Origin of the sequence: Cyanobium sp. Morenito 9A2, assembly GCF_024345575.1 — a bacterium.
Lineage (GTDB): Bacteria > Cyanobacteriota > Cyanobacteriia > PCC-6307 > Cyanobiaceae > ATX-6F1.
Window position 1 is genome coordinate 1 of the sequence record NZ_JAGQBJ010000014.1, and the last position, 18,198, is coordinate 18,198.

Annotated in this window: 21 protein-coding genes; 11 read left to right on the forward strand and 10 right to left on the reverse strand. The window is 68.1% G+C overall.

What is annotated here, in order from left to right; genetic code table 11:
- The first annotated feature begins 301 nt into the window (after positions 1-301).
- From KBY88_RS13870 to KBY88_RS13880, 3 genes are read left to right on the forward strand one after another with little or no spacing between them, the layout of a single operon-like run.
- Positions 302-430, forward strand: coding sequence for a YWSERL motif small protein (locus KBY88_RS13870; RefSeq protein WP_254940536.1), 129 nt, complete (start codon positions 302-304; stop codon positions 428-430).
- A 41-nt stretch (positions 431-471) separates the two neighbouring features.
- Complete coding sequence (locus KBY88_RS13875) at positions 472-816, forward strand: hypothetical protein (protein ID WP_254940537.1); 345 nt, start codon at positions 472-474, stop codon at positions 814-816.
- A gap of 40 nt (positions 817-856) precedes the next feature.
- A complete protein-coding gene (locus tag KBY88_RS13880; RefSeq protein WP_254940538.1) occupies positions 857-1,207 on the forward strand; it encodes a hypothetical protein in 351 nt (116 codons plus the stop codon).
- A 1-nt stretch (position 1,208) separates the two neighbouring features.
- Here the strand turns inward: KBY88_RS13880 and KBY88_RS13885 are convergent, their stop codons facing one another.
- Positions 1,209-2,156 carry an aspartoacylase gene (locus tag KBY88_RS13885; protein WP_254940539.1) on the reverse strand — a complete coding sequence of 316 codons (948 nt, stop codon included), beginning with the start codon at positions 2,154-2,156 and terminating at the stop codon, positions 1,209-1,211.
- Positions 2,157-2,224: 68 nt separating this feature from the next.
- Between KBY88_RS13885 and KBY88_RS13890 the strand changes: the two genes are divergently transcribed.
- The 4 genes from KBY88_RS13890 to KBY88_RS13905 all read left to right on the forward strand — a co-directional run bounded on the left by KBY88_RS13890 (position 2,225) and on the right by KBY88_RS13905 (position 6,115).
- Positions 2,225-3,193: a glutathione S-transferase C-terminal domain-containing protein gene (locus tag KBY88_RS13890; RefSeq protein ID WP_254940540.1), complete on the forward strand. Its 969-nt coding sequence runs from the start codon at positions 2,225-2,227 to the stop codon at positions 3,191-3,193.
- Complete coding sequence (locus KBY88_RS13895; protein WP_254940541.1) at positions 3,190-3,822, forward strand: DUF2301 domain-containing membrane protein; 633 nt, start codon at positions 3,190-3,192, stop codon at positions 3,820-3,822. The genes KBY88_RS13890 and KBY88_RS13895 overlap by 4 nt, the downstream gene beginning before the upstream one ends.
- Positions 3,819-5,789, forward strand: coding sequence for an ABC-F family ATP-binding cassette domain-containing protein (locus KBY88_RS13900; RefSeq protein WP_254940542.1), 1,971 nt, complete (start codon positions 3,819-3,821; stop codon positions 5,787-5,789). The genes KBY88_RS13895 and KBY88_RS13900 overlap by 4 nt, the downstream gene beginning before the upstream one ends.
- Positions 5,790-5,896: 107 nt before the next feature.
- Entirely contained in the window at positions 5,897-6,115 is a 219-nt protein-coding gene (locus KBY88_RS13905; protein WP_254940543.1) for a Calvin cycle protein CP12, read from the forward strand.
- Here KBY88_RS13905 and obgE read toward each other — a convergent pair.
- Complete coding sequence (gene obgE / locus KBY88_RS13910; RefSeq protein ID WP_254940544.1) at positions 6,103-7,131, reverse strand: GTPase ObgE; 1,029 nt, start codon at positions 7,129-7,131, stop codon at positions 6,103-6,105. The two genes, KBY88_RS13905 and obgE, sit on opposite strands and share 13 nt — an antisense overlap.
- 66 nt (positions 7,132-7,197) lie before the next feature.
- Here obgE and KBY88_RS13915 point away from each other — a divergent pair, with 66 nt between their 5' ends.
- Entirely contained in the window at positions 7,198-8,436 is a 1,239-nt protein-coding gene (locus KBY88_RS13915; protein WP_254940545.1) for an ABC transporter ATP-binding protein, read from the forward strand.
- 28 nt (positions 8,437-8,464) lie between these two features.
- Here KBY88_RS13915 and KBY88_RS13920 read toward each other — a convergent pair whose 3' ends face one another.
- The 5 genes from KBY88_RS13920 to KBY88_RS13940 are packed head-to-tail and all read right to left on the reverse strand — an operon-like array spanning position 8,465 to position 13,628.
- Positions 8,465-10,894 (reverse strand): endonuclease MutS2, encoded by a 2,430-nt coding sequence (locus tag KBY88_RS13920; protein WP_254940609.1) that lies wholly within the window; start codon positions 10,892-10,894, stop codon positions 8,465-8,467.
- 43 nt (positions 10,895-10,937) lie between these two features.
- Positions 10,938-11,348 carry a VOC family protein gene (locus tag KBY88_RS13925; RefSeq protein WP_396103220.1) on the reverse strand — a complete coding sequence of 137 codons (411 nt, stop codon included), beginning with the start codon at positions 11,346-11,348 and terminating at the stop codon, positions 10,938-10,940.
- A gap of 15 nt (positions 11,349-11,363) precedes the next feature.
- Positions 11,364-11,576: a hypothetical protein gene (locus KBY88_RS13930; RefSeq protein ID WP_254940547.1), complete on the reverse strand. Its 213-nt coding sequence runs from the start codon at positions 11,574-11,576 to the stop codon at positions 11,364-11,366.
- Positions 11,573-12,574, reverse strand: coding sequence for a porphobilinogen synthase (gene hemB / locus KBY88_RS13935; RefSeq protein WP_254940548.1), 1,002 nt, complete (start codon positions 12,572-12,574; stop codon positions 11,573-11,575). Before hemB ends, KBY88_RS13930 begins: the two co-directional genes overlap by 4 nt.
- Before the next feature lie 46 nt (positions 12,575-12,620).
- Entirely contained in the window at positions 12,621-13,628 is a 1,008-nt protein-coding gene (locus KBY88_RS13940; RefSeq protein ID WP_254940549.1) for a DnaJ C-terminal domain-containing protein, read from the reverse strand.
- Positions 13,629-13,743: 115 nt separating this feature from the next.
- Between KBY88_RS13940 and KBY88_RS13945 the strand changes: the two genes are divergently transcribed.
- Positions 13,744-14,244 carry a thioredoxin domain-containing protein gene (locus KBY88_RS13945; protein ID WP_254940550.1) on the forward strand — a complete coding sequence of 167 codons (501 nt, stop codon included), beginning with the start codon at positions 13,744-13,746 and terminating at the stop codon, positions 14,242-14,244.
- 739 nt (positions 14,245-14,983) lie between these two features.
- On the opposite strand, the gene KBY88_RS13950 is transcribed toward KBY88_RS13945, so the two are convergent.
- The 3 genes from KBY88_RS13950 to KBY88_RS13960 all read right to left on the reverse strand — a co-directional run bounded on the left by KBY88_RS13950 (position 14,984) and on the right by KBY88_RS13960 (position 16,815).
- Positions 14,984-15,181, reverse strand: coding sequence for a hypothetical protein (locus KBY88_RS13950; RefSeq protein ID WP_254940551.1), 198 nt, complete (start codon positions 15,179-15,181; stop codon positions 14,984-14,986).
- A 242-nt stretch (positions 15,182-15,423) separates the two neighbouring features.
- The gene (locus tag KBY88_RS13955; RefSeq protein ID WP_254940552.1) at positions 15,424-16,128 is read right to left on the reverse strand and encodes a GAP family protein; all 705 of its coding nucleotides are present in this window, start codon (positions 16,126-16,128) and stop codon (positions 15,424-15,426) included.
- A 24-nt stretch (positions 16,129-16,152) separates the two neighbouring features.
- Positions 16,153-16,815, reverse strand: a complete 663-nt coding sequence (locus KBY88_RS13960) for a Coq4 family protein (RefSeq protein WP_254940553.1) — start codon at positions 16,813-16,815, stop codon at positions 16,153-16,155.
- 111 nt (positions 16,816-16,926) lie between these two features.
- Between KBY88_RS13960 and KBY88_RS13965 the strand changes: the two genes are divergently transcribed.
- Both KBY88_RS13965 and KBY88_RS13970 read left to right on the forward strand, forming a co-directional pair.
- Entirely contained in the window at positions 16,927-17,712 is a 786-nt protein-coding gene (locus KBY88_RS13965; protein WP_254940554.1) for a hypothetical protein, read from the forward strand.
- A gap of 48 nt (positions 17,713-17,760) precedes the next feature.
- Positions 17,761-17,943: a hypothetical protein gene (locus tag KBY88_RS13970; RefSeq protein ID WP_254940555.1), complete on the forward strand. Its 183-nt coding sequence runs from the start codon at positions 17,761-17,763 to the stop codon at positions 17,941-17,943.
- Positions 17,944-18,198: the final 255 nt, after the last annotated feature.

The window sequence follows — 18,198 nt, forward strand, 5'->3', positions numbered from 1 at the left end:
CCGAACCAACCCACGTAGAGGCGGTTGTCGGTGGAGGTGACCCACTCACAGAACTGGTTCCACGGAGAAGCGCCGGAGCGCTGCTGAATGGTGGTGGTCATAAGAGCGAGAGGTTGCCCCCGTAAGGGGACGGTTAGGTAGGACGGCACCCGGGACGGGCGCTGCCTGCAGAAGTGTAACGGAACGTTGCGCCCTGTGTGGAAAGGTTGAGGGCGGGCCTCCGTGTGCGGAATCAGCGACGACTGGGCGCAGGCCCCGGGATCGGCGCTTAAGGTTGAGTACAGATTTGAACGTTCAAGCAATGGTCCTGATCTGCTGGGAGCACCGCGGCCAACGGCTTCAGGAAACGGTGCCGGTGCACCGGGCCCGCCATCGCCGCCTCGAAGTCGAGCAGCTCGGTGGCGTCGTGTATTGGAGTGAGCGTCTGTAGCCAACGGCCAAACGCCACTGCTAGGAGTGCAGGATCCCCCTGTGCCCCTTGCGATGCGCCTGAGCCGTTCCCCGTTTCCCGTTCGGTCGGTCCTCGCCCTGTCCTCCTTCGCCCTGGTTGGGATTGGACTAAGCGCTTGCCAGCCGAGCCGCGAGGCCCAGCGGCTTCAGCAGCTGGAGCAGCGGGTGCAGCAACTCGAGCAGCGCCAGGTCACCCCCGATAACGCTGACGCGGCCGATCGCAAGGGGAAACCCCCGGCCGGGGTGGTCAAGTCGCTCACCTTCCGCATCGGCAGCTCCGATGACCGCCTGCGCGTTTACTGGGCCGATGGCAGCCGCACCGATTTGCCTTGTACCAAGGAACAGGGCACCTGGGCCTGCGGTTGAGACCGTCACCCGACCATCGATCACCCATTCCAAAGCCAGCATGCGTCGCCTTCTTGCCCTCACCGCCGGCCTCGCCCTCTTCACGGCCCCACCCCTGTTGGCCCAGAGCGATTTCCCGTTCAACCTGCAACGCGCCACCAACGTGGCCCGGATGCGCGCCGAGAAGCTCAATGGGGGGCTTGGGGTCTACCGGCCGGACCGATGCATGTACGACCGCAAGGCCGGGAACTGCATCATTGACGCCAATGATCAAGGGATCCTGTTTCGATTTCTGGGTGGTCCTCCGGGATGGCAGCAGCTCAACCTCCCCCCAACGACGGAATCGGAGATCCGCATCTCGCCGGATGGCCGTGAGGTCCTCAGCGTGATTTACAACGGCAAGCCCCGCTGATTCAGTCGGCCAACAGCTCCACCAGCGCCGTGGCCCAGGCGCGCTCGCAGGGCCAGCGTTCCCTGCGGGTGAGGCTCAAGGCAATGCCCTTCTCTCCATAGGCCGCTTCGTTGATGAACACCGGCCAGAGCCGCTCATCGACTCCGTCGCACGCTGGCTGGTAGGGCACTGGTCTCCCGTCCGCTGAGCTGAACATCGGATCCCCCGGCCGGATCGGCACCCAATCGCGGTGCTGACGCAGGGGGTGCAGGCAGGCCTCGGGAGCGCCATCAGCGCCGCGGGGCAGATCGAGGCTGCCCAGGTGCCGATGCACGGTGAGACCCACCGGCAAGCGCAGCGCCCCGGCGCGGGCCCGGGCCAGGGCGCCCAGGGCCGCGTCCAGGGCCAGCTGGCTCTGGCGGCAGATCTGGGCGGTGATCACCCCCTGGGGCACGGGCCCCACCTCGATCACCAGACCACAGGGCCAGCGCTCGATCAAAAAACCCGTCTGGGCCGTATCGGCCTCGTGCAGGTAGATCGGCAAGCCCAGATCGGCCTGGATCGCCGCCGCCAGGGCCAGGTCCGTGGGCCGGCGGCCGTAAACCACCAAGGCATTACCCATGGCGGCGGTGGTGCTGTGCAGGTCGAGGGCGACAGCGCAGGGGCGCTCGCCCCCGGGGCCATGGAGCGCCAGCAGTTCCCGGGCCCGCCGCACCTCCCGCTGCTGGCGTGCAGGGTCCGCCAGCAGCTCGAGGGCAAAGCTGCGGTTCAAGTCCTGATCGAGGTAGCGGCGGCGGGCGGCCCAGGCCTCAGGGTTGCCCAGGACCAGCTCCAGCTCCAGCCCCTGGCGCTCAAGAGTCTCAGGCTCAGCCTGCCAATGCCGCAGCAGCCAGGGGGCATTGCACTCATTGCCATGGGTGCCCGCCACCACCAGCACCCTGGCCGAACCTCCGCCGCTGCCTGCCGCCATCCGACCCGATCGCCTGGGTCGCCACGTTGGAGCCAACCTGGGGCAACGTCAAACGCCCCGTCCACGCCATGCCTGTCCCGCCCCTGGTGGTCTCCAGCGTGCGCCGCTTCTGGCACTGTCAATGGCGTCAATTGATGGGCGGCCTGGGCCCTGCCGATGCAGGCGGCAATTACCGCCGCCCCACCGGGGCCTTCGCCGCCGCCCCGGAGCTGCCCGAAGACGCCGCCGAGCCCGGTCGCCACGTGCTGATCGTGGGCCGCAGCTGCCCCTGGGCCCACCGCACCTGGCTGGTCTGGAGCCTGCGCCAGCTCCAGACCAGCCTCGAGCGACTGGTGGTGGAACCCGACCCCGAGCGCGGCCGATGGCGTTTCGTCGAACCATTCGAGGGAGCCCGCGCCCTGATCGAGCTCTACCGCCGCTCCGGCAGCCCCGCAGGTGCCCGCGCCACCGTGCCGGCCCTCTATGACCGCCGCCAACGGCGCCTCGTGGCCAACGAAAGCGCCGTGCTGATCGATCTGCTCAACCGCTGGCCCGCCCCCGAGGGAGCCTCCGATCTGGCCCCCGCAGACCTGAGCGAACCGATCGCCCGCTGGCGCGAGCTTTTTCAGAACGCCGTCAACGACGGGGTCTATCGCTGCGGTTTCGCCCGCCACCAAGCCGCCTACGACCGGGCCGAGGCCGCGTTGTTCGCGGCCCTGGAGCTCGCTGAGGCGGAGCTGGCGGCCCGGGGCCCCTGGCTCTGTGGCGAGCGGCTGACCCTGGCCGATGTGGTGCTGTTTCCCACCCTGATCCGGTTGGAATCGGTCTATGCGCCCCTGTTCGGCTGCAGCCGCCGGCCCCTGTGGCAGTTCCCGGCCCTCTGGGCCTGGCGGGGGCGGCTGTTCGCCATCCCCGGCGTGGCCGAAAGCTGCGATGCGCCCGCCTGGCGCCGCGACTACTTCGGGGCCCTGTTTCCCCTGCAGCCCTCGGGCATCGTTCCGGCGGGTCCGGAGTTGGCCACACTGGTGAACGGATCACCGACCCCCGCCCCGCCATGACCGATCCCGTCTTCGAAGGGGCCTACGGCACCTTCACGATCACGGACCAGGACCGCCGCGAGGTGCTCAGTTACCGCCTCGCCCTGCTGACGGTGGCCGTCGCCGAATCGGCGCTGCTGCTGCAGTGGACCACCCGGGGCCCCCAGGGGCTGTGGCCCTGGCTGCTGCTGATGGTGGCGGGGCTGGGGCTGGCCCTGCGCTGGATTCACATTTATCTCAAGCCGCTGCACCGCACCCTGCAACTGTTCTGGCTGCTGGGTTCGATCGGGGGCCTGGTGCTGGCCTGGCGTCACGGCGCCGATGGGGTGCTAGGCGCCCTGGCCGCCGACGGGCGCTGGATCTGGGCCGTGGGCCCCTTCTTCGCCGCCCTGGCGGGGGTGGGCTTCAAGGAGTTCTTCTGCTTCCGCCGCCCCGAGGCGATCGGCGTCACCCTGCTGCTGCCGCTGGCCCTTCTGGGGCGGCTGACGGGGCTGCTGGGGGATCAGGCCACCGTCTCGCTACTGGCGCTGCAGGCGGCTCTGCTGCTGTTGCTCACCCTGCGCAAGTTCCCCATGGAGGCGGCGGCGGATGTCGGTGACAAGAGCGTGTTTGCTTACCTGGAGCAACAACGACCCACTTCGATCGCGTGAGCCTGATCAGCCTTCTGGGTGTCAGCAAGGATTTCGGCCTGCGCACCCTGTTCACCGGCCTCACCCTGCACGTCGCTGAAAAGGAGCGGCTGGGGCTGATCGGCCCGAACGGGGCCGGCAAGAGCACCCTGATGCGGATGCTGGCGGGGCAGGAGCCCCCCGATCAAGGGCAGCGGCGCTGCTCTGCGCAGTGGAAGGTGGTGCTGGTGGACCAGGACCCGGAACTGGACCCCGAGCGTACGGTGCTGGAGCAGGTGGTAGCCGGCTGCGGCGAGAAGCGGGAGTTGCTGCTGCGCTTCCTGGCGGTGAGCGAGGGCCTGGCGGAGCGGCCCGACGACGGGGGGCTACTGGCGGAGCTGGGCGAGCTCAGCGGCCGCATGGACCAGTCCGGGGCCTGGGGTCTGGAGCACCAGTGCCACGAGGTGCTCGATCACCTCGGCATCACCGACACTCAGCGCAAGGTGGGAGAACTCTCCGGCGGCTACCGCAAGCGGCTGGCCCTGGCCTCGGCCCTGGTGGCGGAACCCGACGTGCTGCTGCTCGATGAGCCCACCAACCACCTCGATGCCGACTGCATCGAGTGGCTGCAAGGGCGACTGGAGCGCTTCGGCGGCGCCTTGGTGCTGATCACCCATGACCGCTACTTCCTTGATCGGGTGACGCGGCGGATCGTGGAGGTGGAGCGCGGCGAGGCCCGCAGCTACGCCGGCAACTACGCCACCTACCTCAAGCTCAAGGCCGAAGAAGACGCCTCCGAGGTGGCCAGCGCGGCCAAGTTCAAGGGCGCTCTGCGGCGTGAACTGGCTTGGCTGCGCCAGGGCCCCAAGGCCCGCAGCACCAAGCAGAAGGCCCGCATCCAGAGGATCGAAGCGATGCGCGAGGCCCCGGCCCGCCAGGCTCGCGCCGCGGTCAGCCTGGCCACCGCCAGCCGCCGGATCGGCAAGCGCGCCATCGACGCCGACAACCTTGGCCTGCAGGTGGGCGGACGCGTGCTGCTCGAGGGCTTCAGCTACGACTTCTCCCCCGAAGACCGGGTTGGGATCATCGGCCCCAACGGCAGCGGCAAATCAACGTTGCTCGATGCGATCGCCGGCCGGCGCAGCCCCGATGCCGGAACCGTGGAGCTAGGGGCGACGGTGAAGCTGGCCTATTTCGATCAGCAGGCCGAGGCCTTCCTCGCCGGCAAGGGCCTGGAGCGCAAGGTGATCGACTTCGTGCAGGAGTCCGCCAGCTCCATCGATCTCGGGGGAGAGAAGGTGAGCGCCTCCCAGCTGCTGGAGCGCTTTCTGTTCCCGCCGGCCCAGCAGCACAGTCCCATCGCCAAGCTCTCCGGCGGCGAGCGCCGGCGCCTCTACCTCTGCCGGCTGCTGATCGAAGCGCCGAACGTGCTGCTCCTCGATGAGCCCACCAACGACCTCGACGTGCACACGCTCACGGTGCTCGAAGACTTTCTCGAGGATTTCCGAGGCTGCGTGGTGGTGGTCTCCCACGACCGCTACTTCCTCGATCGGACCGTGGACCGGCTGTTTGGCTTCGAGGGCGGGCGTCTGCAGCGCTTCGAAGGCAACTACAGCGCCTATCTGGAACGCCGCGCCGACGCGTCCAAAGCGGCGGCCACGCCCAAGGCGGCTGCAGCGCCAAAGGTTTCCGCCCTGGCGGGCAGCGGGGAAACCAAAGCCCCGGCAACGGCCCCAAGCGTTGGGGGGCCAAACGATGGGGACCGAAGCAAGGCCCCTGCCCAGCGCTCCCGGCGCCGGAGTTACAAGGAAACCAGGGAGCTCGAGCAGCTCGATGCCCACCTGCCTGACTGGGAGCAGCAGCGACTGAGCCTCGAGGATCAGCTTGCTGGCGGCAGGACCGGTAACTACTCCGATCTCGAGCGGCTCACCCACGAACTCTCCACGCTGGTGGAGCAGATCCACCGGGGCGAGGAACGCTGGCTGGAGCTCAGTGAACTGCCCGCCTGAGCGGGTGCGAGGCCCGAATCAGGGAGAGCCCACAATTGACGGCGGCCCCTCGCCAGGGCCCGTATGGTGGTATGGACGTCGGCCGGGGTCCGGACTCCGGAGCATTCATGAACACCATCGACGAGCACATCCTCAAAGACCTCAGCGAGCTCGAAGCCGCCCAGGTCGCTGGCGATGCAGCCAAACTCGGCCACCTCAAGGATGAACTCAAGGACCTTGTGGAGTACAAGGCCCACCACCCCGAAGAGACCCACGATCCGAGCGCCCTGGAGGTCTACTGCGATCTCAACCCGGAAGCCCCTGAGTGCCGCGTCTACGACGACTGAGCCAAGGCCTCAGCCTCCACCTCCTTCCGTCGATCGAGCTCCCGCCATACCGCCCCCAGCAGGGGGTCCAAGCCTTGGGATGTGGCGGCAGACACCAGTAGGACCGGTTGCCCGCACTGGTCGGCAACCCGTTGCTGCAGTTCCGCCAGATCTTCGTCCAACAGCAATTCGATCTTGTTGAGCGCCACAATCCTTGGCCGCTCATTCAAGCCGTGGCCGTAGGCCGCCAACTCGCCCTCCACCACCGTGAGATCACGCAGCACGTCCTCGGTGCTGGCATCCACCAGGTGAATGAGCAAGCGGGTGCGCTCAATGTGGCGCAAAAAATCATGGCCAAGGCCCGCCCCCTGGGCCGCCCCAGCGATCAGGCCAGGGATGTCGGCAAACACGGTGCCATCGCCGCTGGGACGGCGCACCACCCCCAGGTTGGGCACCAAGGTGGTGAAGGGGTAGTCGGCGATCTTGGGGCGAGCAGCGGAGAGCACGCTGATCAGGGTGCTCTTGCCGGCATTGGGCAGGCCAATGATGCCCACCTCCGCCAGCAGCTTCAGCTCCATCTGCAGGTTCCAGACCTCCCCATCCCTGCCCTCGGTGTACTTTTCCGGTGCCCGGTTGCGGTTGCTGAGGTAGTGGGCATTCCCCAGGCCGCCGCGGCCACCGGCTGCCACCAGCAGCCGCTGGCCGTGCTCGGTGAGATCCCCCAGCAGGATCGTGGTGGCAAGATCGCGCACCTCCGTGCCACAGGGCACCTTGATGATCAAGGGCTGGCCGCTGGCACCGGTGGCGCGGTTGGGCCCCCCGCGGCGCCCCTCGGTGGCCACGAACTGGCGCTTGTATTTGAAGTCGAGCAGGGTCTGCAGGTTGGAATCGGCCTCCAGCCACACGTCGCCGCCGCGGCCGCCATCGCCCCCTGAGGGTCCACCGGCAGGCACGTACTTCTCCCGGCGGAAGGTGACGATGCCATCACCCCCACGGCCGGCCTGCACGCCGATGCGTGCCTGATCAATGAACTGCAAAGGGCTTGGGCCGGAGGGACTGGGTCGAGGCACCAACCCTAGGATCGGCCCGTCTGAGGGCCGGTTTTGGCAGAGGTTCGCTTCGAGCAGGTGAGCAAGGTGTTCCCGCCCCGGCGCGGATCGGCGCCTGTGCAGGTGCTCAACCAGCTCGACCTCACCATCGCCGACGGCGAGTTTCTCGTGTTGGTGGGTCCGTCGGGCTGCGGAAAGAGCACCCTGCTTCGGCTGCTGGCGGGCCTGGAGAACCCCAGCGCCGGTGAGGTTTACGTGGGCGAACGCTGCGTGACCCAGCTGCGGCCGGCCCAGCGCGATGTGGCGATGGTGTTCCAGAGCTACGCGCTCTACCCCCATCTGAGTGTGGCGGGCAACATCGGTTTCGGCCTGCGCCGCAGCCGCCCCCGCAGCCTGGCTCAGCAACTTCAGGACGCCCTGCACGAGGCGGGCAGAGGCCTCCCCGCAGGCTTGCAGGTGCCATCGCGCCGGGAAGATCGGATCGAGAGGCGCATCGCCGAGGTGGCCGAAACACTGGAACTCACACCCCTACTGGAGCGGCGGCCGAAGGAGCTCTCCGGCGGTCAGAAACAACGGGTGGCCCTCGGCCGGGCGATCGCCCGCGAGCCGGCAGTGTTCCTGATGGATGAGCCGCTCAGCAACCTGGATGCCAAGTTGCGCACGGGCACCCGCGCCCAGATCGTGGAGTTGCAGCGCCGCTTGGGCACCACCACGCTCTACGTCACCCACGACCAGGTGGAGGCGATGACCATGGGCCACCGCATCGCCGTGCTCAACCAGGGACACCTGCAGCAGCTGGGAACGCCCCTGGAGCTCTACCAGTGGCCCTCGAACCTCTTCGTGGCCCAGTTCATCGGCAGCCCACCGATGAATCTGCTGCCCGTGCGGGCGGTGGGTGGCGCCCAGCTGCAACTCGGCCACAAGCGTTTCGTGGTGGATGAACCGCTCGCCTCCGCCCTGGCCGAGCGCGCCGGCGAGGAGCTCACTGCTGGCCTGCGGCCGGAGCATCTGGTTCTCGCCCCCGCCACCAACCGCAACCTGACCGCGGAGGTAACCCACCTCGAGGCCCTGGGCAATGAGCTGCTGGTCAGCGCCCGCCTGCAGGAGGGCGACCACCTGGTGCAGCTGCGCGCCAGCCCCGACCAGCGCGTGGTGACCGGCCAGACAATTCACCTGGAGGTGCTGGGGGCAGGCTGGCGCCTGTTCGATCATCAGGGGGAGGCCCTGAAACCTCCCTTGGGTGCCCCGCCGCTGGCGGCGATAGGGCTGCCGGTGCTGCCTGAGTTGGGGTGAGCGGCTCAGGCGGGTGCCTCGTTCCCAGCTACTTCACCCACACCACGCTGCAGCCCGCACCGCCGTCCCCTTTTTCGGCATCGGCCACGCGCTCCACATAGGCCACCCCCGCCAGCCACTCCCTGAGGCCGCGTTTGAGCCGACCGGTGCCGATACCGTGAATAACCCACACGGGTCCGTTGGCGATCCGAAGCTGTTCTTCCACGGCCGCCTCGGCCTCATGCACCCGCAGACCGCGCACATCCACCGTGTTGCGCTCGGTGCGCACCGACGGGCCGGTGCCCAGTCCGGCGCGCACGCGCACCTGCACCTTCGGGACGGGGGGCTCTGGCGGAGCCGGCTTCTGGCCGCTCAGCGATTCCACCCCTTCCAGGGGCAAGGACAGCCGCATCAGACCGCAGCGGACCGTGAGTTCGCGGCCAGCGGCGCCGATCTCCAACACCTCGGCGGCTTTCCCGAGGGAGAGCACCCGGATGCGCTCCCCCACCGCCGGGCTCCAGCCCCGGTGCTCACGCCGTTCGGGGACGGGCCGATGGTCCTCCTCCAGGCGTTTGAGCCGCTCCCCCGCCCGCCGGGTCGTCTCACCATCGGCCTGACCCTGGCGCAGGCGGCGGATGATCCGGCGCACCTCCTGCTGGCCCTCACGGATCGAGCTCTCCAGCCGGCGGCGCCGCTGCTCCTGCAAGTCCGCCGACTGCTCCTTCTGCTGCTCCCACCGCTCCAGCAACTCCTCATGCAGGAGCTCGGTGGTGGCCAGCAGGGCGGCGGCGTCCTCGGCGGCCTCCTGCTGGCGGCGGCGCTGGGCCTCCAGCCCCTGGATGACCTGGTTGAGCTCGCCTTCGCCGCGGGGGGCAAGCAGCGCCCGGGCCCGCTCCAGCACGCTCGGGTCCAGACCCAGCCGGGAGGCGATCGCCAGGGCGTTGCTGCGGCCGGGGATCCCCCACTGCAGGTGATAAGTGGGCGAAAGGGTCTGCTCGTCGAAGGCCACCGAAGCGTTCTCGAAGCGCGGGTCGCCGTACTTGAGCGCCTTCAGTTCGCCGAAGTGGGTGGTGGCGACCGTGAGCCGGGCCCGATCGGCCAGGTGCTGGAGCAGGGCAATCGCCAAGGCCGAGCCCTCAGTGGGATCGGTGCCGGCACCCACCTCGTCAAGCAGCACCAGAGAGGCCCCTGCCGCGGCAGCCGGGTGCTCGGGCAGCGCCTCCAGGATGCGGGCGATGCGGCGCACGTGACCGCTGAAGGTGGAGAGGTTCTGCTGCAGCGACTGCTCATCGCCGATGTCGGCGAGCACCTGGGCGCACCAGGGCAGCTGCGGGCTGCCGGCGCAGGGCACGAACAGGCCGGCGCGGGCCATCAACGCCGCCAGCCCCAGGCTCTTGAGTGTCACGGTCTTGCCGCCGGTGTTGGGGCCCGTGATCGCCACCACCCGAAGCTCGGCGCCCACCTTCACCGTCACCGGCACCACCTCCGGCCGTTGCGGGGTGGGGCGCAGGAGCGGATGGCGCAGGTTCTCCAGCACGAAGGGAGCAAGGGGATCACCCGAAAGCTCCGGCCGCACCGCCCCGAGGGCCAGGGCATAACGCGCCCGGGCCAGGGCGAAATCCAGGGCCACCAGCACCACCTGCAGACCCTCGAGGCTGCCGGCTTCCGCCGCCACCAGGGCGCTGAGCGCGGCGAGGACCTCCCGTTCAGCCTCCCGCTCACGGCCCTCCAGCTCCCGGAGCCGGTTGCCCAGGGCGATCACCGCCTGGGGTTCGATGAACACGGTGCTGCCGGAGGCGGAGCTGTCGTGCACCAGGCCGCTCACCTGGGAGGCGGCGCCCGCCTTCACCGCCAGCACGGGGCGGCCATTGCGCTCGGCAATCACGGTGTCCTGGAGCAGCGGGGTGTAGCGGCGCAGCAGGTCCTGCAGGCGCTCGCGCCGTTCGCCACGGGCCGCCAGCAGTTGCCGGCGCAGCTCCGCCAACACAGGGCTGGCGCGGTCCGCCACCCGGCCCCCCTCCTCCAGGCAGAAATGCAGCCGCTGCTCCAGCTCCGGCAGGGTGCGCAACTCTGCCACCAGCGCGGAGGTGTGCGGGCGCAGCTCAGGGTCATCGATCTGGCGCCGCAGCCGCCGGGCCGCCGCCAGGGTGGTGGCCACCGCCAGCAACGCTTCGCCCCCCGCCACACCCCCCTTTTGGCAGTGGCGGAGGGTGGCGCTGAGGTCGGCCACCCCTTGGAAGCTCAAGCCCCCCTCGAGCAAGCCATCGAGGCCGATGAGTTCAGTGGTTTCCGCAAGCCGCGCCTGGCTCTGGACCAACGTTGGGGCCAGCGGCAAGGCCATGCAAAGGGCACGGCCGGCTGCGGTGGAGCCATGGGCGGCGAGGTCGGCCGCCAGCCGATCCCACTCGAGCAAGGAGCGGGTGTCCTGATCGATCGGCAGCGCCCCGTTCGGCCTCAGCCGATCAGCCGCGCTCTCCATCGCCGGCCCAGCTCGTTCGGCCTCGGGCCCGGAGGGCCCGTCGTCAAGCGACATGGCTGGCGATCCCTCCCCCAGGCTCGCAAAGCACCTCCAGCCAGTTGCCTTCCGGATCCTGCAGGTAGAACGACGCCGTCTGGTCACGGTGGTCATGGATGGCGCCCACCGACACCCCCTGGCCTTGGAGGTCGGCATGCACCGCAGCGAGGGCCTCCCGATCGCTCACATGAAACGCGAAGTGTGGCCCCGCGGCCCGATACTCGGGACCCAGCAGCGCCACCCCCTCACCGCCGCCGGGTAGCTGCATGTAGGACCAGTCGTTGGCCCCCCAGGTGAGTTCAAGGCCCAGGGCCGCATAAAACCTCTGGGCGCGCTCCATGTCCTGGACGCGCACCGCCACATGGCCCAGACGCAGCGGGGAGGACGAGGACACGGCGGGACGTTGAACGGGATCCATTCTCGCCGCTGGCGCTCAGCGCCGCTGGGCCAGCTCCCAGGAGATCTTGCAGACGCAGCCAATCGAAAAGCAGATCGCCGCACTGCCCAGCAGGACCCAGCCGGAGGTCTGCCAGTTGAAAGCAGCGATGGTCAAAAGCCACAGGGCCTGCAGCACCAGCAGCAGCGCGATGATCCAGGGGGCATGAACCCAAACCGGCGCCCTTCTGTGGGGAGGGCGCGCGGTCATGCCTGCCGGAGCCACTGCGCCGCATCGCAGGCGTGGTAAGTGAGGATCAGATCCGCACCGGCCCGCTTGAAGCAGAGCAGGGTTTCGAGTACCACGGCGCGCTCGTCGATCCAGCCACGTTCGGCCGCTGCCTTCACCATCGAATACTCGCCACTGACGTTGTACGCGGCGATCGGCAGCTCGGTTTCGCCACGCAGGCGGTGAATGATGTCGAGGTAGGCCAGGCCGGGCTTGACCATGAGGATGTCGGCACCCTCCTGCTCGTCGAGCAGGGCTTCGGTGAGCGCCTCGCGGCCGTTGGCCGGATCCATCTGGTAGGTGCTCTTGTCGGCGGGGATCGGCTTGGTGGCGCCGGGGCGGGGGGCGGAATCGAGGGCCTCACGGAAGGGGCCGTAATAGGCGGAAGCGTATTTGGCTGTGTAGCTGATGATCCCCACGTGCTCGAAGCCCTCCTCATCGAGAGCCTCACGGATCGCGCCGACACGGCCATCCATCATGTCGCTGGGGCCGATCAGATCGGCGCCGGCCCGGGCCTGGGCCACGGCCTGGAGGCAGAGCTGCCCCACGGTTTCGTCATTGAGCACCACCCCCTCTTCGCTCACGATGCCGTCGTGGCCATCGCAGGAGTAGGGATCGAGGGCCACATCGGTCATGATCGCCATGCCTGGATGCTCCTGCTTGAGGCGACGGATCGCCCGTGGAATCAGGCCGCCTTCGTTGAAGCACTCGGCGCCATCTTCGCTCTTGAGGCCATCGGCCACCTTCGGGAAGAGCACCACGCAGCGGATGCCCAGATCCCAGGCACGGCCCACCTCGCCCACGAGGCCCTCCAGGCTCCAACGCTGGGCACCGGGCATGGCGCCGATCGGCTCGTTGGTCACCCCCTCGTGCACGAACAGGGGGTAGATGAAATCGGCGGGGGACAATTGGTACTCCCGCACCAGGGCGCGCAGGGCCGGCGTCCGCCGCAGCCGGCGGGGACGGTAGGTGAGTTCCATGCAGGGAAAAGCGCTGGGCGAATCCTACGGAGGGGGAGGGGCCGGCCTAGAGCCGCGCCGCCGCCATCCACTCCCGCCGAGGGTCGCTGCTGCGCACGGCGCGGAGTTGATTGAGCAGCTCAAGCTCCGGCTCACTGAATTCCCGCGGCAGATTCAGGCTGAGGGTGAGCAGCAGATCGCCGCGGCCGTCCTTGAGGGGCCAGCCCTTGCCCTTGAGCCGCAGGGTGCGCCCTACCCCCATACCCGGGGGCACCTGCACGGTGGCCTCGCCGTCGGGGGTGGCGACGCGCACCTCAGCGCCGAGGCTGAGTTCATCGAGGCTGAGGGGCAGATCGGCCCGCAGCTGGTCGCCGTCGAGGGTCCAGATCGGGTGCTCCTGGATCTGAAGGCTGAGGTAGAGGTCGCCGCGGCGGCCGGTGCCGGGCTGGAGGTTGCCCTTGCTCTTGAGCCGCAAGCGGCTGCCCCCCTTGACCCCGGGGGGAATCCGCACCTGCACACGTTCGTCGTTGACCGAAAGGGTGCGCTCGCAGCCCCGGAAGGCTTCGGCGAGGGTGAGGCTGATGGTGGCTTCCGCATCCAAGTTGACCGGCTGGGGGCGGCCGGACTGGGCTCCGGCAAAACCGCCCGGGCCACCGAAGCCCCCCGGGAAGCCGGAGCTGAACCCGAAGCCCCCCGGCGCTCCGGAGAAGCCCCCGGCACCAGCACCGCCGCCGGGACCGCCAAAGCGTCCCAGCAGGTCATTGATGAAATCGTCGAAGTTGCCGTAGCGGCCGAAATCCACATCCACTCCAGCGCCGCCCCCACCCGAGGGCGCTCCGGCGGACCCCCAGTACTGGCCGAATTGCTCGTAGCGCCGACGCTTGTCGGGATCAGAGAGCACCTCGTAGGCCTCGCTGATCTCCTTGAACCTGGCCTCTGCGCCCGCATCGCCGGGGTTCACATCCGGGTGGTACTGACGGGCCAGTTTGCGGAACGAACGCTTGACGGTCTCAGCGTCGGCACCGCGCTCCACTTGGAGCACCTTGAAGTAGTCGCGGTAGCCGTTGGCGCTCATCGCAGCGGGGAACGGTCGAGCGGACTTGAACAAGTCTCCCAGTTGGAGGGGCCCTTGCCAGGGGCGCCAGAGGGCGGAAATCCCCCTAGGTTCTCTCCAACCCACCTGCCCACCCATGGCTTCCGATCGCTGCTCACGCCTCCGGCCTAGGTCCTTGCCCAGTGGCCGGCCTGGCCATCGGGTTGGCCACGGCAGATGGAGCCTGCTGCTGCTGGCCCTCAGCCTGGCCCTGGTGGGAACGGTCAGCCGGGCCAGCGCTGAAAACCCGCCCGAGGTGGCAAAGACGGCCGGAACCGGCATTGAGGCGGTGAGCCCCTCCACCCCAGCCCAGATCGCCCTGGCTGAGCATCTGCGCCTGAAGGGGGCGATCTTTTACGGCGCCTGGTGGTGCACCCACTGCTTCCACCAGAAAAACCTCTTTGGCACCGAAGGGGCGCGCAAGTTGCCGTACCTAGAATGCGACAAGGACGACAACGGCCGCCAGAAGTGCGTCGCCGCAAAGATCAAAGCCTTTCCCACCTGGGTGATGGGCGGCGAGCGGCGTGAAGGTGTGCAGACCCTGGCGCAGTTGAGCGCCTGGAGTGACTTCAAGGGGACAACGAAGACCAGGAAGTGAGCACCCAGGGTCAGCCGACCAAGTGACCAGACAAGGGGGCAATCTTCTAGCAGGAGGCCTCGTCAGTGGCCTTATTCAGACAGGCCCCCAGCACGCCATTGCGCTTCAACGTGCTGATCGAGAAATTGATTCTCCCGGCGGCGGCGGGCAGGGTGGGCGCCAGATTAAAGGCCTGCATTTCGCAGGGATCCCCTTAAAGGAAGGGGAAGTCACAACCGCTTTCGATGACGGACGGGCCACCAGCTGTTGGAGCTGGAGATTGGTCGCCTGCAGAGCATCGATCCGATTGGTCTCCAGTTGCTCATTGGCTCCATGGCTGCCGCGCAACGGCACAATCGTCGCGTTCGTGGCACGGGAAGCCGCGTTCAACACCTGGATCAGGCGTTCACTCACGCTCCCGGCCTCAGTCGAACGGCAGACCCAGCAGATGCTTCAACTCGGAGACCGGGCGGGTTCCCAATCTCAGCGCTTCTTGCACCATGATGACGTGAACGAACCCACCAGCAGGGAAGCGACCACGGTGCGGAGCACCTAGCCGAGGATCGCGATCAGGTGGCCCCGGGTGTTGACAGCCACGGTGCGGCCCCGATGGCGGCGAGCCCCTGAACAACCCAGGTGAACAGGCTCAACGTGCCCTGGTCCACGCTCTCGGATGGGCGTCGTCGTTCCCATCGTTCCAGATCAGCCCCGACGGGCCGCGTCCTGGAACGGGAGGCCGAAGCGGTGGACCTTGAGGCGCTCAGGTGAAACGCAGATGCACTTGAGGGCGACATCGAGCTGACCGTTCCCGGTGGCCTCCAGCATTGCCTTGATCGAGGACCACTCCGAAACCGATGGAGGGGATCGATTCGAGGGTGGCGATGCGGCTCCAGAGGTCCACGGCGACGCCATGCCAGCTGCCGCTTTCCTTGCCGCTACTGGACTTCGAGCCCTTCACCACCCCGACGCACAACACACCCGCCCCTGAAGGCCGTGCCCACGCCCCAGAAGCGAACCGAACGGCACGCTCAGCCCCAAAAGTGCACAGGCCAGCGGACCGTTGAGGCGCTTGCGGGGCGCCTGAGGCACCGTGCGGCGTCGGTGTCCCGGGGGGGGGGGGGGGGGACAATCCTTGGTGGGATGGATGGACCCAAGGAAGCAGCCCCGGGGGACACAGCCAAACGGAGGGCCATTCTCCTTTCAAAGCCGGCCCAGTCCACTCCAGCCCAGCACCAGCGCAAACAAGAAACAGAGCGTCGCGTTGATGGAGCGCTGGTGGGCCTTGGTCCAGTCTCCCAGCTGCTTGAGGGCGAGGCGTCCAGGTGCCCCCGCCAGGGTCACAGCCATGGGAGGAGCCAGGGCAGGCAGGAGGGTGATCAGACCCACCGCCAGGACCAGAGGCGCTTGAAGCCCCCTCGGCAGGCCGGAGCGGGCCAGGTCCTCGCTGGCGGGCAGCACCAGCACCAGGGAGGTGAGGTTGGCGGCCATGGTGCCCAGGCCCAGCAGGAAGGCCCGGCCCGGCGGGTGCCCGGAGGTGGAAGGCGTCTTCGCGGTGGGCGGCACCACGGGGCCGGTGCTCGGCCCCCCAGGGGACGCGGAGCGATTGAGGATCCAGACGCCGAGGGCCACCAGCACCAGGGCCAGCATCAGGCGCACCGCCGCCGACACCGGATCGGGCCCGGCGTGCCTCGGCGGCAGGACGCCGGCCACCAGGAGCCCCAGGCCAAGCCAGATCGTCACCACCACCGCTGAGCCTGCGGCAAAGCTCCAGCCCCGGCGCAGGCCGGCGCCGGGCTGGCTGAGGTTGAACAGTTGTCCCAGCAGCACCAGCGGACTCACCGCCGCCCCCAGGGCCAGGGGAAGCACCTCAAGGGCAACGGCCGGAAAGCTGCTGGGGGTGGCCATGGCGGTCCGCTGGGTGGGTCAGGGTCAGGCCAGGGGCGCCTGGGGCAACCCCAACTCCTTGCGCCAGTCGGCCAGGGGGCGCTCCCAGCCTTCCTCCAGCTTGACGCTGATCAGGCAGCGGGCCGCCAGACCGAGCTCGAACCCCCGGGCAAGGGCGCGCAGCAGCGGTTCAAGGGGCTCGTCCTCCTGGAGGTCGCTGAGCAGACCACCGAAGATCAGCAGCAGGGCCAGCGGTGAACGCACCTGGGCCAGGTTGAAGGCCTGGAGTCCCAGTTCCCCCGCACCGTCGACACCAAATCCGGTGAGCACATGAACGATGTCATGGGTCTCCCGCAGCCGGTGGGTGATGTACTCCACCGGCGTTGTGATCAGGCGGGAATCGATCAACGCCTCCGGCGTCAGCCCCTGGCTGCGGAGCTGCTCGGCATAGGTGCGACCCAGACTGCCTTCGGGCAGGACCGAGAGCTGATCCAGATCGATCGGGGCCGGCCGCCAGCGCGTGGCCACCAGTTCGGCCATCGTTGGGTTGGCGAGTAGGTGGCGCTGCATCTGGGTGGCCAGGGGGCTGCCCTGGAGGCTGCGGGCCACGGCGAAGATGCTCTCGAGATCTCCGGGTTTCTTGAGGAAGCCATCGAGGCTCGCCACCATCCGTAACGACCGCAGCCGTTGGTTGAGGTTGAACAGCACCGTGCGGGCGAGCAGGATTGATCAGCCGATTCTCCGACGAGAATCCGACCCCGGGCCGGCCGAACCGCGATCCGTTGAAACGACCCGTACGCGCCACCATGAACCATTGAGATGGGGCCAACTGCGATGGTGATCCGCCGCCTGGGCATGCTGTTGAAGCTGGTCCTGGTTCTGCTGCCCGTGGCGGTCCTCAAGACACTGGCCATGGCCCGGGGCTGGGAGGTGCTCGAGCCGACACCCCTGTTCGCTGGACTGATTACCTCCAACGTCTTTCTGATCGGCTTCTTGTTCAACGGCGTGCTGATCGATTACAAGGAAAGCGAGAAATGCCCCGCCCAGCTAGCCGAGACCCTGTTGAGCCTGGTGGCGGAGTTGCAGGCACTGGGCTGGGCACGGCCCGAGGCCCAGCCGGCGGCGGCCCTGGCCACGGTGGCTGAGCTGGGGCCTGGATTCCTGGGTTGGTTCCAGGGCACCACCCGCGCCAAGGAACTGCTCGATCTGATCGAGCGCCTCAATGGCGACCTCGCTCAGCTCCGCAGCACCTGCGAATCCCCCTGCATGGCTCGGTTGCTGCAGGAGCTGGCCTCCCTGCGGGGCCTGCTGCTGCGCATGGAGACGATCCGTTCGATTCCCTTCGTTCCCACGGTGTACTGGTTATCAGCCACCAGCACCACCCTGTTGTGTGCTGGTCTGGTGCTGACCCGCATGGACGATTTGGTGGAGATCTTCTTCTATCTCGGCGCCATCGCCTTCCTGATGGTATTCATCCTGCTGTTGATCTGGGATCTGGACAATCCCTTCGGCCATGGCGAGTTCTCGTCCTGCGAGAACATCAGCCTGGCGCCCCTGGAGCGCACCATGGCCCGGATCACCCACCCCCGGAATCCCGAGGGTTAAGGGCTAACAGGCCGTGCCTCGGCAGCATGGCGTTCCGACCCTGGCTTGATGACCCCACGCCGCCACCGCCGTACGTTGATGAACCGCCATCCAATTGGCCGTAATCCCATCGGCCGTAATCCGTGGGCGCTACTGACGCTGCTGCTGCTCGGGTTGGGGTTGGCGGTGCAGGTGTTCCACGGGCCGAAGGGCACCCAGAGAGACCAGCGGCGGGAGTTGCGGAAGTTCTGAGGGCACGGAACAACCCCGAACGCTCAGCCACTCCATCCACCAGGACCCAGTCCGAGAACGATGAAGGGGCCTTCCAGCCCCCACGGATCATTTGGGTGATAAGGCTGATCTACCCCATCTCCCTAACTAGGGTCAGGCGGCCACAGGGGCGGTCTGACGGGAGAAACGAACGATGTTGTTCGCTGTTACGTGTGTGCTCTTACCGAGCAGGCTTCAGTCACCCTCCTGATACCCCGTCGAAACCATTGCAGCCCC